Origin of the sequence: Pseudomonas sp. MPFS (assembly GCF_022537035.1) — a bacterium.
GTDB lineage: Bacteria > Pseudomonadota > Gammaproteobacteria > Pseudomonadales > Pseudomonadaceae > Aquipseudomonas > Aquipseudomonas sessilinigenes.
The window spans coordinates 743,386-758,097 of record NZ_CP066123.1 but is presented as its reverse complement, the minus strand read 5'-3'; the positions used below and the strand labels follow the sequence as shown (position 1 = coordinate 758,097).

14 protein-coding genes are annotated in these 14,712 nt (G+C 64.8%); 9 read left to right on the top strand and 5 right to left on the bottom strand.

Annotation, left to right across the window (positions count from 1 at the left end; all coding sequences use genetic code 11):
• Positions 1-74 precede the first annotated feature (74 nt).
• The 9 genes from dusB to I9018_RS03275 all read left to right on the top strand — a co-directional run bounded on the left by dusB (position 75) and on the right by I9018_RS03275 (position 9,538).
• On the top strand, positions 75-1,088 hold the full coding sequence (dusB, locus tag I9018_RS03315; RefSeq protein WP_068577179.1) for a tRNA dihydrouridine synthase DusB: 1,014 nt from the start codon (positions 75-77) through the stop codon (positions 1,086-1,088).
• On the top strand, positions 1,085-1,405 hold the full coding sequence (gene fis, locus I9018_RS03310) for a DNA-binding transcriptional regulator Fis (RefSeq protein ID WP_003186237.1): 321 nt from the start codon (positions 1,085-1,087) through the stop codon (positions 1,403-1,405). Before dusB ends, fis begins: the two co-directional genes overlap by 4 nt.
• Positions 1,406-1,487: 82 nt before the next feature.
• Entirely contained in the window at positions 1,488-3,095 is a 1,608-nt protein-coding gene (gene purH / locus I9018_RS03305) for a bifunctional phosphoribosylaminoimidazolecarboxamide formyltransferase/IMP cyclohydrolase (RefSeq protein ID WP_241108728.1), read from the top strand.
• A gap of 154 nt (positions 3,096-3,249) precedes the next feature.
• A complete protein-coding gene (purD, locus tag I9018_RS03300) occupies positions 3,250-4,539 on the top strand; it encodes a phosphoribosylamine--glycine ligase (RefSeq protein ID WP_241108727.1) in 1,290 nt (429 codons plus the stop codon).
• A gap of 99 nt (positions 4,540-4,638) precedes the next feature.
• Positions 4,639-7,425: a hybrid sensor histidine kinase/response regulator gene (locus tag I9018_RS03295; RefSeq protein WP_241108726.1), complete on the top strand. Its 2,787-nt coding sequence runs from the start codon at positions 4,639-4,641 to the stop codon at positions 7,423-7,425.
• Positions 7,426-7,466: 41 nt separating this feature from the next.
• A complete protein-coding gene (locus tag I9018_RS03290; protein WP_022642054.1) occupies positions 7,467-8,063 on the top strand; it encodes a MarC family protein in 597 nt (198 codons plus the stop codon).
• A gap of 26 nt (positions 8,064-8,089) precedes the next feature.
• On the top strand, positions 8,090-8,548 hold the full coding sequence (locus I9018_RS03285; protein ID WP_241108725.1) for a hypothetical protein: 459 nt from the start codon (positions 8,090-8,092) through the stop codon (positions 8,546-8,548).
• 22 nt (positions 8,549-8,570) lie between these two features.
• Positions 8,571-9,113 carry a CPCC family cysteine-rich protein gene (locus I9018_RS03280; RefSeq protein WP_241108724.1) on the top strand — a complete coding sequence of 181 codons (543 nt, stop codon included), beginning with the start codon at positions 8,571-8,573 and terminating at the stop codon, positions 9,111-9,113.
• Entirely contained in the window at positions 9,110-9,538 is a 429-nt protein-coding gene (locus I9018_RS03275; protein ID WP_241108723.1) for an SMI1/KNR4 family protein, read from the top strand. Before I9018_RS03280 ends, I9018_RS03275 begins: the two co-directional genes overlap by 4 nt.
• 73 nt (positions 9,539-9,611) lie before the next feature.
• On the opposite strand, the gene I9018_RS03270 is transcribed toward I9018_RS03275, so the two are convergent.
• From I9018_RS03270 to cobG, 5 genes are all read right to left on the bottom strand, one after another.
• Entirely contained in the window at positions 9,612-9,872 is a 261-nt protein-coding gene (locus tag I9018_RS03270; protein ID WP_241108722.1) for a hypothetical protein, read from the bottom strand.
• A 365-nt stretch (positions 9,873-10,237) separates the two neighbouring features.
• Entirely contained in the window at positions 10,238-11,947 is a 1,710-nt protein-coding gene (cobJ, locus tag I9018_RS03265) for a precorrin-3B C(17)-methyltransferase (protein ID WP_241108721.1), read from the bottom strand.
• On the bottom strand, positions 11,947-12,681 hold the full coding sequence (locus I9018_RS03260; protein WP_178083948.1) for a precorrin-2 C(20)-methyltransferase: 735 nt from the start codon (positions 12,679-12,681) through the stop codon (positions 11,947-11,949). The genes cobJ and I9018_RS03260 overlap by 1 nt, the downstream gene beginning before the upstream one ends.
• The gene (locus I9018_RS03255) at positions 12,678-13,304 is read right to left on the bottom strand and encodes a precorrin-8X methylmutase (protein WP_068577108.1); all 627 of its coding nucleotides are present in this window, start codon (positions 13,302-13,304) and stop codon (positions 12,678-12,680) included. The genes I9018_RS03260 and I9018_RS03255 overlap by 4 nt, the downstream gene beginning before the upstream one ends.
• Positions 13,297-14,700, bottom strand: a complete 1,404-nt coding sequence (cobG, locus tag I9018_RS03250; RefSeq protein WP_241108720.1) for a precorrin-3B synthase — start codon at positions 14,698-14,700, stop codon at positions 13,297-13,299. Before cobG ends, I9018_RS03255 begins: the two co-directional genes overlap by 8 nt.
• Positions 14,701-14,712 lie beyond the last annotated feature (12 nt).

Genomic DNA, 14,712 nt, shown 5'->3' with positions numbered 1-14,712 from the left:
CGGTCATCGAGAGCGGGTATCATGCCAACCCTTTTTCGAACTCTCATGATCCGGCCCCACAACAGGGAAGTCCTATGTCGGCGGTACGCATCGGCCCATACACACTGCAAAACGGCTTGGTTCTCGCCCCGATGGCGGGGGTTACCGACCAGCCCTTTCGTCAGCTTTGCAAGCAATTGGGTGCCGGCCTTGTAGTCTCGGAAATGGTCACCAGCGACATGAGCTTGTGGAACAGCCGCAAATCGCGGCTGCGCATGATCCACGAAGGCGATCCCGAGCCACGCTCGGTACAGATTGCCGGTGGCGATGCACAGATGCTGGCAGACGCCGCCCGCGCCAACGTCGAGTTGGGCGCACAGATTATTGATATCAACATGGGTTGCCCGGCGAAGAAGGTCTGCAACAAGGCCGCCGGCTCCGCGTTGCTGAAAGACGAAGTCCTGGTCAACGAGATTCTCCAGGCGGTGGTGGCCGCGGTGGACGTACCGGTCACCCTGAAGATCCGTACCGGCTGGGACCGGCAGAACAAGAATGGCCTGACGGTGGCGAAGATCGCCGAGCAGGCTGGCATCACGGCACTGGCGGTCCATGGTCGGACCCGCGCCGACTTGTACACCGGCGAGGCCGAGTACGACACCATCGCCGCGATCAAGCAGGCGGTGTCGATTCCGGTCTTTGCCAACGGCGATATCGACTCGCCCGAAAAGGCCCGGCAGGTGTTGCATGCCACCGGAGTCGACGGGCTGTTGATCGGCCGGGCCGCCCAGGGGCGGCCATGGATTTTTCGTGAGATCGAGCATTTCCTGCGTACCGGTGAAACCCTCCCGGCACTGGAGCTGTTCGAGGTTGAACGTATTCTGCTGGAGCACCTGGCCGCGCTGCATGCCTTCTATGGGGATGTCATGGGCGTACGCATTGCGCGCAAGCATGTGGGCTGGTATCTCGCAACCCTGCCGGGCGCCAGGGAGTTTCGCGCCCACTTCAATCGTTTGGAAGATACGGAAGCACAGTGCGCCAACGTCCGTGAGTTCTTCGCCGGACGTTACAAGAGCCTGGAAACAGGGGACGGAGAGGGGGTGGCCGCATGACGATGATGACCGAGACTTTAGTGAGTGGAACAACACCCGTGAGCGACAACGTGAATTTGAAACAGCACCTCAATACCCCCAGCGAAGAAGGCCAGACCCTTCGCGGGAGTGTCGAGAAGGCGCTGCACAATTATTTCGCCCACCTTGAGGGCGCTGCCGTCACGGACGTGTACAACCTGGTGCTCTCCGAAGTCGAGGCCCCGTTGCTCGAAAGCGTGATGAACTACGTCAAGGGCAACCAGACCAAGGCCAGCGAACTCCTGGGTCTGAACCGCGGAACCCTGCGCAAGAAACTCAAGCAGTACGATTTGTTGTAAGCATTCACTCAAACCAGAAAGGCGCCCGCGTAAAAAACGGTCGCCTTTTTTGCTGACTCCCTTGCTTTTGATGGAAATTGAGATGACCGACCAGACTACCCGCCTGCCGATCCGCCGCGCCTTGATCAGTGTTTCCGACAAGACCGGGATCCTCGAATTCGCCAAGGAGCTGGAAGCCCTCGGCGTGGAGATCCTCTCCACCGGCGGGACCTTCAAGCTGCTGCGGGACAATGGCGTGTCCGCAGTGGAAGTCGCGGATTACACCGGTTTCGCGGAAATGATGGACGGCCGGGTCAAGACCCTGCACCCGAAAATCCACGGCGGCATCCTCGGCCGTCGCGGTATCGACGATGCCATCATGAGCGAGCACGGGATCAAGCCCATCGACCTGGTGGCGGTCAACCTCTACCCCTTCAAAGAAACCATCTCCAAGCCCGGCTGCGACCTGCCGACCGCGATCGAGAACATCGACATCGGCGGTCCGACCATGGTCCGTTCGGCCGCCAAGAACCACAAGGACGTGGCCATCGTGGTCAACGCCAGCGACTACGCCGACGTCCTGAAGAACCTCAAGGCCGGCGGCCTGACCTACGCCCAGCGCTTCGACCTGATGCTCAAGGCCTTCGAGCACACGGCAGCCTACGACGGCATGATCGCCAACTACATGGGCACCATCGACCAGACCCGGGACACCCTGTCTACCGAAGGGCGCAGCGAGTTCCCACGCACCTTCAACAGCCAGTTCGCCAAGGCCCAGGAAATGCGCTACGGCGAGAACCCGCACCAGAGCGCGGCATTCTATGTCGAGGCGCAAAAAGGCGAAGCCAGCATTTCCACCGCCTTCCAGCTGCAAGGCAAGGAGTTGTCATTCAACAACGTGGCCGACACCGATGCTGCCCTTGAGTGCGTGAAGAGCTTCGTCAAGCCGGCCTGCGTCATCGTCAAGCACGCCAACCCATGTGGCGTGGCCGTGGTCCCTGAAGACGAAGGCGGTATCCGCAAGGCCTACGACCTGGCCTATGCCACCGATACCGAATCGGCCTTCGGCGGCATCATCGCCTTCAACCGCGAGCTGGATGCCGAAACCGCAAAAGCCATCGTCGAGCGCCAGTTCGTCGAAGTGATCATCGCTCCCAGCGTCAGCGAAGCGGCCCGCGCCATCGTCGCAACCAAGGCCAATGTGCGCCTGCTGGCCTGTGGACAATGGTCGCAGGACCGGGCTGCGGCCTGGGACTTCAAGCGCGTCAACGGCGGCCTGCTGGTACAGAGCCGCGATATCGGCATGATCACTGCCGATGACCTGAAGATCGTCACCCAGCGTGCCCCGACCGAACAGGAAGTCCACGACCTGGTGTTCGCCTGGAAAGTGGCCAAGTTCGTCAAGTCCAACGCCATCGTCTATGCCAAGAACCGCCAGACCATCGGTGTCGGCGCCGGCCAGATGAGCCGCGTCAACTCCGCCCGCATCGCCGCCATCAAGGCCGAGCACGCCGGCCTGCAAGTGCAAGGCGCGGTCATGGCTTCCGACGCCTTCTTCCCGTTCCGCGACGGCATCGACAATGCCGCCAAGGTCGGCATCCGGGCCGTGATCCAGCCTGGCGGCTCGATGCGTGACGCCGAAGTGATCGCCGCGGCCGACGAAGCCGGCATCGCGATGGTATTCACCGGCATGCGCCACTTCCGTCACTAAAAGCAGCGTCAAGCTGCAAGCTGCGAGCGCCAAGTAAAAGCGCGACCCTGTCGCCTCTGCTCGCGCTTGCAGCCTCTTTAATTGACAGCCGCCTGCTGCACTTGAATTTCAACTTGCAGCTTGCGGCTTGTAGCTTCCTCCGAAGGAGTCTGACTTGAACATTTTGATCATTGGTAGCGGCGGTCGTGAACACGCCCTGGCCTGGAAAGTCGCTCAGGACCCACGGGTCGAAAAAGTATTCGTCGCTCCCGGCAACGCCGGTACCGCCATCGAGGCCAAGTGCGAGAACGTGGCCATCGACGTGCTGGCCCTGGAGCAGCTCGCCGACTTCGCCGAGAAGAACGTTGCCCTGACCATCGTCGGTCCGGAAGTCCCGCTGGTGGCCGGTGTGGTCGATCTGTTCCGTGCCCGTGGCCTGGACTGCTTCGGCCCGACCCAGGGTGCCGCCCAGCTGGAAGGCTCGAAGGCCTTCACCAAGGACTTCCTGGCCCGCCACAAGATCCCTACCGCCGACTACCAGAACTTCACCGAGATCGAGCCGGCCCTGGCCTACCTGCAGGAAAAAGGCGCGCCGATCGTGATCAAGGCCGACGGCCTGGCCGCCGGCAAGGGCGTGATCGTCGCCATGACCCTGGCCGAGGCCGAGGAAGCCGTGCGTGACATGCTCGCCGGCAATGCCTTCGGCGACGCCGGTTCGCGCGTGGTGATCGAAGAGTTCCTCGATGGCGAGGAAGCCAGCTTCATCGTCATGGTCGACGGCAAGAACGTGCTGCCCATGGCCACCAGCCAGGACCACAAGCGCGTCGGCGATGGCGACACTGGCCCGAATACCGGTGGCATGGGCGCCTACTCGCCTGCCCCGGTGGTCACCGCCGACGTGCACCAACGCGTGATGGACCAGGTCATCTGGCCGACCGTGCGCGGCATGGCCGAGGAAGGCAACGTCTATACCGGTTTCCTCTACGCGGGCCTGATGATCGACAAGGCCGGCAACCCGAAAGTCATCGAGTTCAACTGCCGTTTCGGCGACCCGGAAACCCAACCCGTCATGCTGCGCCTGCAGTCGAGCCTGGTCCTGCTGGTAGAAGCGGCCCTGGCCCAGGCCCTGGACAAGGTCGAAGCACAATGGGACCCACGCCCGAGCCTGGGTATCGTCCTGGCGGCCGGCGGCTATCCTGGTGACTATGCCAAGGGCGCGGCCATCAGCGGCCTGGACGCAGCCGCCACACTGGAAGGCAAGGTCTTCCACGCGGGCACTGCACTCAAGGACGGCCAGATCGTGACCGCAGGCGGCCGCGTACTGTGCGCCACCGCCATGGGTGCCAGTGTCGATGAGGCACAGCAGCAAGCCTATCGCCTGGCCGCCCAGATCGACTGGCAGGGTTGCTTCTACCGCAAGGACATCGGCTACCGTGCCATTGCCCGCGAGCGCGGCCAGGAGTAAGGCTCCCCGTGACCCCGGCAAGGGCCACGCACCCTTGCCGTTCGGTCATTACGCCGCGCATAGTTATAATCAGGCATCAACCAATGAAGGGATTTCGCCGTGCGCTGGCTCAGGACTGCCCTAGGCTTCACCGTCACATTGCTGACTCTGCTCTGCCTGAACCCGGCCCTGGCCGCGCAAGGCAGTGGCTGGGCAGTTCTGCTCGACGATCAGGGCGACCTACAACTCAGTGACATCCGCTCCCCGCGCTATACCAACCAGTTCAGCCCCATCGAGCTGGACAAGCTCACCGCCGCCGCGCCAGAGGGTGCCCTGTGGCTACGCTTCAAGCTGCAACCCGGGCCCCATGAACAGATCCTGCGGATCTTCGCCCCTGACCTGGCCCATCTGAATCTCTACGTGCTCGAAGGCGACACGCTGATCGAGCAGGCCAACAGTGGCTTCAGCCAGCCGCAAACACAGAGGCCGTTGCCCAGCAGCGACTTCATCCTGGCGCTGCCACAAAACGCCAAGCCGCTGGATGTGTATCTGCGCCTGGTGTCCGAGCACGAACTGCGCCCCTACATCACCCTGCAGTCGGCCGTGATGAGCGCCGCCAACCAGAGCCAGACGCTGATCTATGGCGTGCTCTTCGGCTGCCTGACGATGCTGATCCTGCACAACCTCACACGCTTCGCCTATACCCGCTCGCGCAGCAGCCTGTGGCTGGCGATCTGCGAAGGCCTGCTGACCCTCAGCCTGATGCTGTTGCTCAACCTGCTCGGCCCCTGGCTGCCGCAATGGCAGGCCCTGCAGACGCCCGGGGCGTACCTGGCCCTGCTGCTGACCGCGCCGGCCGGCATGATGTTCGCCTATCGCTTCTTCGCCCCGCTGGGCGCGCACCCGCTGAATCGCCTGCTACTGGGCAATATCCTGCTGATCGCCCTGAGCGGCTTGTTGCTGCTGTTCGTCAACACCCTGCCGCTGAATATCATCACCTATGCCCTGGTGGCCCTGGCCGGCCTGAGCATGTTGTTCGTGGGCGGCTACCACTGGCACAAGGGGTATCGTCCGGCACGCCTGTTCGTTGCTGCCATGGCGATCTTCAACCTCGGCACCCTGGTGATCCTCCCTGCCCTGCTCGGCCTGACGCTGGTGCCGCCGCAAGGGTTGATCGTCACCCTGATGAGCGTGGTCTGCGTGGCCGGTCTGCTGATGAGCGTGGCCCTGGGCGAGCGCCAGCGCAACATCACCGAGAACCGCTTCAGCGTCAGTCGCGACCTGGCCGCCAGCACCGCCGAGGTCAATGCCAAGGCCGAGTTCCTCGCCAAGATCAGCCACGAGATCCGCACCCCGATGAATGGCGTGCTGGGCATGACCGAGCTGCTGCTGGGCACGCCGCTGTCGGTCAAGCAACGCGACTACGTGCAAACCATCCACAGTGCTGGCAACGAGCTGCTGACCCTGATCAACGAGATCCTCGACATCTCCAAGCTCGAGTCCGGGCAGATCGAACTGGACGACGTGCAGTTCGACCTCAACGCCCTGATCGAAGACTGCCTGAGCATCTTCAGGGCCAAGGCCGAACAGCAGAATGTCGAGTTGATCAGCTTCATCCAGCCCCAGGTCCCACGGGTCATCGGTGGCGATCCGACGCGACTGCGCCAGGCCATGCTGAGCCTTCTGGAAAACGCCCTGAAGAAGACCGACGAAGGCGAAGTCCTGATCGTCGTCGCCCTCGACGAGCGCAGCAGCAAACCGCGCCTGCGCATCGCCGTGCAAGACAGCGGCCAGCCCATGGAAGCCGAGGAACGCGAAGCCCTGCTGCACACCGAACTGCACAGCAAGAACTTCCTGGCCAACACCCGTCTGGGCGGCAACCTGGGCCTGGTGATCGCCCGCCAGCTGATCCTGCTGATGCATGGCGAATTCGGCATCAAGAGCGGCAACCAGCAGGGCAGCACCCTCTGGCTGACCCTGCCTCTGGATGCCGAGCGCCTGGAACAACCTACCGCCGACCTCGACGGCCCGCTGCAAGGGGCCCGGGTACTGGTGGTGGACGACAACGATACCTGCCGCAAGGTCCTGGTCCAGCAATGCAGCGCCTGGGGCCTGAACGTCAGCGCCGTGCCCTCCGGCAAGGAGGCGCTGGCCCTGCTGCGCACCAAGGCACACCTGAAGGACTATTTCGATGTGGTCCTGCTGGACCAGAACATGCCCGGCATGACCGGCATGCAACTGGCGGCGAAGATCAAGGAAGACCCGAGCCTGAACCACGACATCCTGCTGATCATGCTCACCGGTATCAGCAACGCGCCGAGCAAGGTGATCGCACGCAATGCCGGGATCAAGCGCATCCTCGCCAAGCCGGTGGCCGGCTATACCCTCAAGACCACCCTGGCCGACGAACTCAGCCAGCGCAGCAGGGCCCCGGCCGCGCCCTACAACCTGCCGCTCAACCCCGCTCCCGCCCCGGCCGCAGTGACCGTGCCCAGCGACTTCCGCATCCTGGTGGCCGAGGACAACAGCATCTCCACCAAGGTGATCCGCGGCATGCTCGGCAAGCTCAACCTGCAGCCCGACACCGCCAGCAATGGCGAGGAAGCCCTGCAGGCGATGAAAGCCAATCGCTACGACCTGGTGCTGATGGACTGCGAGATGCCGGTGCTCGACGGGTTCTCCGCCACCCAGCAACTGCGGGCCTGGGAAGTGGGTAACCAGCGAGTGCGCACGCCGGTGGTGGCCCTGACCGCCCACATCCTGGCCGAGCACAAGGAGCGCGCGCGCCAGGCCGGCATGGACGGGCACATGGCCAAGCCGGTGGAGCTGTCGCAACTGCGCGAACTGGTGGAACACTGGGTCACCCAACGCGACTTGCGCGAACGCAGCACCGCGCACACCAGCTGAGTTAAACTCTGGCTCGCCCTCCCTAGTCGTGAGCTCCCACCATGCTCCACGTGCTGTTCAGCGTTTACCTGAAGATGCTGGTGCTCTACAGCCCCTTCTTCGTCCTCTCGTGCTTCATCAGCCTGACCCGTGGCTACTCCCTCAAGGAACGCCGGCGCCTGGCCTGGAAAGTCGCCCTGGCGACCCTGGTCTCCAGCGTGCTGCTGTACCTGTTCGGGCGGGTGATCTTCGGCGTGTTCGGCATCACCGTGGATGCGTTTCGCATCGGCGCGGGCTCGGTGCTGTTCATCTCCGCCCTGGGCATGGCCCAGGGCAAGTCGGCGGTGCAGACCGACAACGTGCAGCAGGACGTGACCATAGTCCCGCTGACCATTCCCCTGACGGTCGGCCCCGGCACCATCGGTGCCCTGCTGGTCATGGGCGTCAGCCAGCCGCACTGGGACGACAAACTCACCGCCATCCTCAGTATCGCCCTGGCCAGCCTCACGGTGGGCGTGGTGCTGTACCTGTCCAACCGCATCGAGCGCATCCTCGGCGACCAGGGCCTGCAGATCGTCAGCCGGTTGATGGGCCTGTTCGTCTGTGCCCTGGCGGCGCAGATCATCTTCACCGGGGTGCGCGGTTACCTGGTGCCCTAGCCAGCCCTCATCGCAACGGAATACCCATGCCCTACAACGCCGACCAGGCCTTTATCCAGCAGCAATGGCGGGACGAAGCCTACCCGCGGGAAAACGCCCTGATCCTGGGCAATGGTTTCTACTGCCTGTTCGAGCTGCCCCACGGGGCAAGCCGACTGCAGGACAAGGCGTGGCTCCCGGCCCTGGATCACCAACCGGCAGAAGCCTGCGAAGGCCTGGCGACCCTGGGCTGTTCGGCGCCCGGCCCGGAACCTTGGCAGACCCTGGCTGGCGAATGCGCGGCCGACGGCGGCGATGGCTTCCTGGCGCTGCTGGAGAAAGACTCGCAGCGCCTGATCTGGCTATTGGTGTTCCGGGAAACCAACCCCTTCGCCCAGGTGCGAATCCGCGACCGGCATGTAGAGGCTCAATCCACCAGCGGGGTCAGTGTTTGCATTCCCATCGAGCGGCCGGATCAGCTGACCCTGGCCTGGCCGGCGTGCTGATCCCCTTGTCGAGCACAACCCCATGAAGCCACTGACGCGCCCCGCGGCCATCGAGCTCTTGAGCCGGCACCGCCTGCTCGCACTCTCGGCGCAAGAACGCGCCGATCATCTGCTGAACGTCTGGACCCTGGCTCCACAAGCCCCGGAATTCGCCACCCTCCCAGCCAGCCTGGGGGAAGAAATACAGACTCGGGAACCTCCGGAAAACGCCCAGCCCGCGCGTTACGATGCGTTGATCCTGGTCAGCCTGCGCGCCGCCTACCATGGCGTCAGCAACCCCTACCTGAGCCGCTGCCTGGCCGAGGCCGGCTACCCGAGCCAGCCGGTCGAGGGCCCGGTGGAAACCCTGTTGGCCTGCCCCTGCTGCGGCTACCTGACCCTCGGCGCCCATGGCGAGTACGAGATCTGCGGCCTGTGCCACTGGGAAGACGATGGCTGCCAGGCACTGGATGTGCTGAGCGGCCCCAACCACAAGACCCTGGCCCAGGCCCGGGAACACTTTGCCCAGATCCAGGGCAGCCTGCCCCTGGACAAATGGCCATCTATCAACAAGGACCCCCCATGATTCCCCCGCAGTTGGTCGCCCTGATCGAAGCCCAGCCCAGCTTCCGCCCGCGCCCAGACACCGCCGGGGTCACCCGAGCGCTGGCAACACTGGGCATTGCCCTGGACAGCGAGTTCGCACAGATCTACCTGGCCTACCACCCCGCCGACTTCGCAAGCCGGGCGAGCTACGAAGTGCTGATGGATATCGCCGAGCCCAGCGAGGAGATCCTTGTAGGCACCGAGTTCATTCATGAAGTATGGGAGCTGCCGCAGAACTTCATCGCCTTCACCTCATTGCAAGGCGAAGGCGGCTACTTGCTGGACAAGGACAGCGGCGGCGTCTGGGATTTCGACCTGGGCGACTGGGAAGCCTTCACCGCTGGCCGCATTGCCGCCAGATGGACCGGTTTCTTCGAATTCATCATCTGGTACTTGCAGCCCTAAGCGACAAGCTCCAAGCGACAAGTTGCAGGAACCAGCTCAATGAGGGCCAAGAGCCTGGTTCTATCCGGCCGCCTCAGGCCTCAAGCCGCCATTGCAAGGCATCCAGCGCATCGCAGCCATCCTGCAACAGCAGGTGGGCAGCATGGACGAAGTGCTGCAGGTCACGCTCGTTGATCCCTTCAAGACGCAGACAATCCAGGCTGTGCAGCAGATCACGCGAAGCCTTGATGCGCTGCAGCGCACCGCCATGCAGATCCGCTGCCGGGGCATTGCGGTCGAGGTGGTAAATCGGGGTGGGAGTGAGATTGCTTTGTAGCGGGATGAAATCTGTCATCAGTGCATCTCCATAGGTGCGTGAAGACCACCACCCGCTGCGGCTAAACAATGGGTGGCAGCTGTACGAGGGTTAGCCGACCGGGTGCAACCTATGAAAACCCGGCACACCAAAGGTGTCCCGCGCACAGCCGCCATAGAAGAAGGCCATGCAGCAAAAAGCGCCAGCATAGTAATTGATGGCGCTCATGCCGTCATAGATTCGCTTGCCGACCGGCTAAGATCGGCCGCCGATGCGTCGGCGACCGAAACACTATGGCCACGCCTTGCTACAGGGACAACCGGCAAAGTGTTGCACTAAGCTCCAAGCCTCAAGCCGCAAGTTTTTAGCTTGCCGCTCAAAGCTCGAAGCTTGCCGCTGCCCCTCTAGTACCAGCGCGGCGTGTAGACCCACTCGCCGCCATCCGCCTTGGCAAAGGTGCAGGTGGTGGAGGAACCCACCAGCACCATGGTGCGCATGTCCACCTGCTCCGGGGTCAGCTCGCCCAGGGTGGTGACGCGCAGGGTCTGGCCCGGGCGACCGATGTCGCGCCCCAATACCACCGGGGTTTGCGCTGTGCGGTGCTGGCGCACGATCTCCAGGGCCCGCCCTAGTTGCCACGGCCGGGAACGGGAGATGGGGTTGTAGAAGGCCAGCACCAGGTCAGCCTGGGAGGCGAGGTCCAGGCGCTTCTCGATGATCTCCCAGGGCTTGAGGTTGTCCGACAGCGACAACACGCAGAAGTCGTGGCCCAGTGGCGCACCCGCCTGGGCGGCGGTGGCCAGGGAGGCCGACACCCCGGGCAGGATCTCCAGGTCGACGTTATGCCAGGCCGGGTCGCTGGACTCGTGCAAGGCTTCGAGCACCGCCGAGGCCATGGCGAACACACCCGGATCGCCGGACGACACCACCACCACCGAACGGCCCTGGGCCGCCAGCTCGAAGGCGTGGCAGGCGCGCTGCATTTCCTCGCGGTTGTCGGTGCAGTGCATGACCTGGTCGGCGCGGAACGGGCCGGCCATGCGCACATAGGTTTCGTAGCCGAGGATGTCCTGGGCCCGGACCAGTTCGGCCTTGACCGCCGGCACCATCAGCTCGGCGGCGCCCGGCCCCAGGCCGATCACGGCCAGGCGACCACGGGGCTGGCCGATCCGTTGCGGGTCCAGGGGTTCGCTGGCCACAGCGATGGCAATGTCCTCGCCCGCATTGAGGGGCGGCAGCAATTGCGGCACCGCTTGTTGCGCCAGCTCGGCCACACTGCTGGCCGCCGGGGCAAAACGCAGCGGCACGCCCAGTTCGGCAGCGGCGTCACGCAAGGCCGGGCTGGCCATTTCACTGTCGGCAGCCAACAGGCAAGCGACGGACTGGCGAGCGATCCCGGCCTGGTGCAGAGCGGCCCGCAGATGCTCGGCCAACTCGGGGCCGCTATCGCGAGCAAGCTCGTTCCTGCAGGTGAGTGCGATGAGGACACTGCGCGGGTAGATCAGCAGTTCGTTGGCGGCGGGCTCACGCTCGGCGGAACCGACCCGGATGGTCAACCGGGCTTCGCGATCTTCCGGCAAGCGGGCTTCGGCCAGCCAGGGCGCGGCGCCTTCGATGCGCACGCTCTCGCCACCCAGCAAATCGGAGACAAAGCGCTTGCCCAGCTCCAGGTCGCCCAGGGCATAACCGCTGGGCGGGTTGAGCAGGCAAGTGCCGAAGCGCAGTTCACCGCTGGTGGTGATGGCCGCCGCCACGCCCAGGCCGGCAGCGATCTTGCGAGCCATGACGTTGACCCCACCCAGGCCGCCCAGCAATGGCACCACCGCGCTGCCGTCCTCGGCCACCGCCAGCACCGGCGGCTCGGCGCCCTTCTCCAGCAGCAGCGGCGCCAGGGTGCGGATCACGATGCCGGCGGCGCACAGGGCGATGATCGGCGTGTCTTGTTGATAGAGCTGGCGCAGGGTCGCGCCGAACTCCTGGTAACTGCGGTCGGCGCCCGTGGTGCGCTCGGCCAGGCCGTAGACCAGTGCGTCGGGGTACAGGCGCTGGATCCGCCGCGCGGTATCGAGGCTGCCTTGGCCAAGGATGACGATGGCCGGAATCGAACGGGCCATCAGCCTTGCCACCTTTGTCCGGGAACGATGATCAACGAGAAGTACGGCGACGACATCGGCTCCACCTCGTCCAGGGGCACGATCTTCTGGTTGGCCATGGTCGCGCGCTCGACATACAGCGCCCGCTGCGCCAGCCCCAGCTCATCCAGGACCTGGCGGACCTTGGGAAAATTGCGCCCCAGCTTCATCACCACGGCCGCGTCGGCATCGGCCAGGCGGCGCTTGAGCTCGTCATGGGGCAGCACCCCGGACAGCACCGACAGGCTCTGGTTGCGATACACCAACGGCGCACCCAGCACCGAGGCGCCGCCGAGCATCGAGCAGACCCCCGGCACCACTTCGGCCTGGTAGCGCTCGGCCAGGCGGTCGTGCAGGTACATGTAGGAACCGTAGAAGAACGGGTCGCCCTCGCAGATCACCGCCACATCGCGGCCGGCATCCAGGTGCTCGGCCACTTGCACGCTGGCTTCGTCGTAGAAATCGCTGATCACCTGCTCATAGGACAACGGCGCCGGCAGCGCTTCGGTGGTCACCGGGTAGACCAGCGGCAGCAGGGTCTGCGCCTCCTGCAGGTGCGCCTCGATGATGCCGAAGGCATTGCCCTTTTTACCCTTGGCGACGAAGTAGGCCACCACCGGCGACTCGCGCAGCAGGCGCAGGGCCTTGAGGGTAATCAGTTCCGGATCACCAGGGCCCACGCCGAGGCCGATCAAACGTCCAGGTTGCTGCATCATTCGATCTCCGTGGCCAGGGCGTTGACGGCGGCGGCGGCCATGGCACTGCCGCCCAGGCGGCCTTGCATGATCACGAACGGCACGCCACGGCTGTCGGCGGCCAGCATCGCCTTGGATTCGGCAGCGCCGACGAAGCCCACCGGGAAACCAAGGATCAGCGCCGGTTTCGGCGCGCCGGCGTCGAGCATTTCCAACAGGTAGAACAGCGCGGTGGGGGCATTGCCGATCACCACCACGCTGCCTTCCAGGTAAGGCCGCCACAGTTCCAGGGCCACCGCCGAACGGGTATTGCCCAGCTCGCGGGCCAGCTGCGGCACGCTGTCGTCACGCAGGGTACAGATCACCGGGTTGTTGGCCGGCAGCCGTGCCCGGGTGATGCCCTCGGACACCATTCGCGCATCGCAGAGGATCGGCGCCCCAGCGGCCAGGGCCTCGCGCCCGGCCTTGCCGGCGCCTTCAGAAAACTGCAGGCCATCGATGGCCTCGACCATGCCGCAGGCGTGGATCACCCGTACCGCGAGTTTTTCCAGGTCGGCGGGAATGCGTTCTAGCTTGGCTTCTTCGCGGATGATCGCGAAGGAGTTGCGATAGATCTCCTGACCGTCGCGGATGTAATCAATCATCAAGGTGACTCCGTTGGCGGACATCAAGCAGCGCTTGTGCCGCTTCTATAGAAAGGTTGCGCGCCCGCAGCCTGCCGAACCCCGGCTGCGTGGCGTCGCGCACATACAAGTCGTAGCGTCCCGGGGCCACCGCCAACAGGGTGGTGGGCGCCACATGGGCGGCAGCGCAAGTGCGCAGGCAGCCAGAAAGGTGGACCGCCGCCTGTTGCCCCTGAGCCTGCAACAGGGCCGCCAGGCGCAGCGCATCGCCCTTGGTATCGGCCTGGGCCTTGGCGCAACCGCTGGAGCCGGTGCAGGCAATCAGGTGGGCCAGGGCCTGCTCGGGACGACAAAGCAAACCCAGCTCGGCCAAGCCAGCGCTGACCGCCGGGGCATCCGCCACGGCAATGTCGGGCAACAGCAGGCTCTGCCAGGGAGTCAGGCGCAGGCTGGAATCGCCATAGCGCCGGGCCAACTGCGCGACGCCCTTGAGCATGGCCGGGTCGAGCCGCCCCAGGGGCGCGACCGCACCGACATAGACCCGCCCGGCCACGGCCTGTGGATAAGTTCCCAGGTGCAAGCCCTCGGCGGCTGCCGACCGGCGCCAGCCATCGACGCTCAGCAGCGGGCCGCCCAGGCGCTGTTGCACCTGGAGCAGAAATTCCGCCACCGACACCTGAGCCAGCAAGTGCCGCATACGGGTCTGCTCGGGGCTCGCCAGGTCGAGGAACGCCTCCAGCACCGCCACCAGCAGGTCATGGCCCTGCTCCAGCGGCACCGCCGCCAGCGGCGCATCCACCGGGCAACCGGCCAGGCCGAAGGCCAGCAACCGTTGGCCCTCGCGCTCACAGGCTGCCAGCCACAAATCGTGGTGATGCTGGAGCATGGCCAGGGCCTCGCCCCCGTCCAGTTGCACGGCGAACTTGGGCGACAACTCGTGGAACCGTGGATGACCTTGCAGGGTGTGCAGGATCTGCGCCGCCAGGGGCCGGGTATCGACCAGGCACTGGCGGTCGATACCGGCGCTGGGGCTGAGCATCAGGTTGCGTACATCGTCACCGGCCGCCGTGGTCGGCCCCAGGCCTGCCTCCAGCAGCTTGGCGATCAACGCCTGGTGCTCGCCGCCGATGCCACGGATCTGCAGGTTGGCGCGGTTGGTGGCCTCGATCACCCCGCCGGCGAACTCCTGCGCCGCCTCGGCCACGGCCACGGCCTGGGCCGCGCTGATGACCCCGCCGGCCAGTTTGATCCGGCAGATACCGCCGTCCAGGGCCGGGACGATACGCAACAACCCCGGACAGGCCGAGGGGCGGATGGCAGTGGACAGCGGACGTGGGTTCAAAGGGGTGACCGGCAGTGTGGGAAAAACGCTTCGCGGGCGAAGGCGCGGTATTATGCCTGCTTTGTCCGAAGGCATGAAAAGCCTGCC

Coding starts and splice junctions, on each gene's coding strand:
- I9018_RS03275 (WP_241108723.1), top strand. CDS start 9,110: ATGATTCCCCCGCAGTTGGTCGCCCTGATCGAAGCCCAGCCCAGCTTC.
- dusB (WP_068577179.1), top strand. CDS start 75: ATGTCGGCGGTACGCATCGGCCCATACACACTGCAAAACGGCTTGGTT.
- I9018_RS03260 (WP_178083948.1), bottom strand. CDS start 12,681: ATGATGCAGCAACCTGGACGTTTGATCGGCCTCGGCGTGGGCCCTGGT.
- cobG (WP_241108720.1), bottom strand. CDS start 14,700: ATGCCTTCGGACAAAGCAGGCATAATACCGCGCCTTCGCCCGCGAAGC.
- fis (WP_003186237.1), top strand. CDS start 1,085: ATGACGATGATGACCGAGACTTTAGTGAGTGGAACAACACCCGTGAGC.
- purH (WP_241108728.1), top strand. CDS start 1,488: ATGACCGACCAGACTACCCGCCTGCCGATCCGCCGCGCCTTGATCAGT.
- I9018_RS03255 (WP_068577108.1), bottom strand. CDS start 13,304: ATGATTGATTACATCCGCGACGGTCAGGAGATCTATCGCAACTCCTTC.
- cobJ (WP_241108721.1), bottom strand. CDS start 11,947: ATGGCCCGTTCGATTCCGGCCATCGTCATCCTTGGCCAAGGCAGCCTC.
- I9018_RS03280 (WP_241108724.1), top strand. CDS start 8,571: ATGAAGCCACTGACGCGCCCCGCGGCCATCGAGCTCTTGAGCCGGCAC.
- I9018_RS03270 (WP_241108722.1), bottom strand. CDS start 9,872: ATGACAGATTTCATCCCGCTACAAAGCAATCTCACTCCCACCCCGATT.
- I9018_RS03290 (WP_022642054.1), top strand. CDS start 7,467: ATGCTCCACGTGCTGTTCAGCGTTTACCTGAAGATGCTGGTGCTCTAC.
- I9018_RS03285 (WP_241108725.1), top strand. CDS start 8,090: ATGCCCTACAACGCCGACCAGGCCTTTATCCAGCAGCAATGGCGGGAC.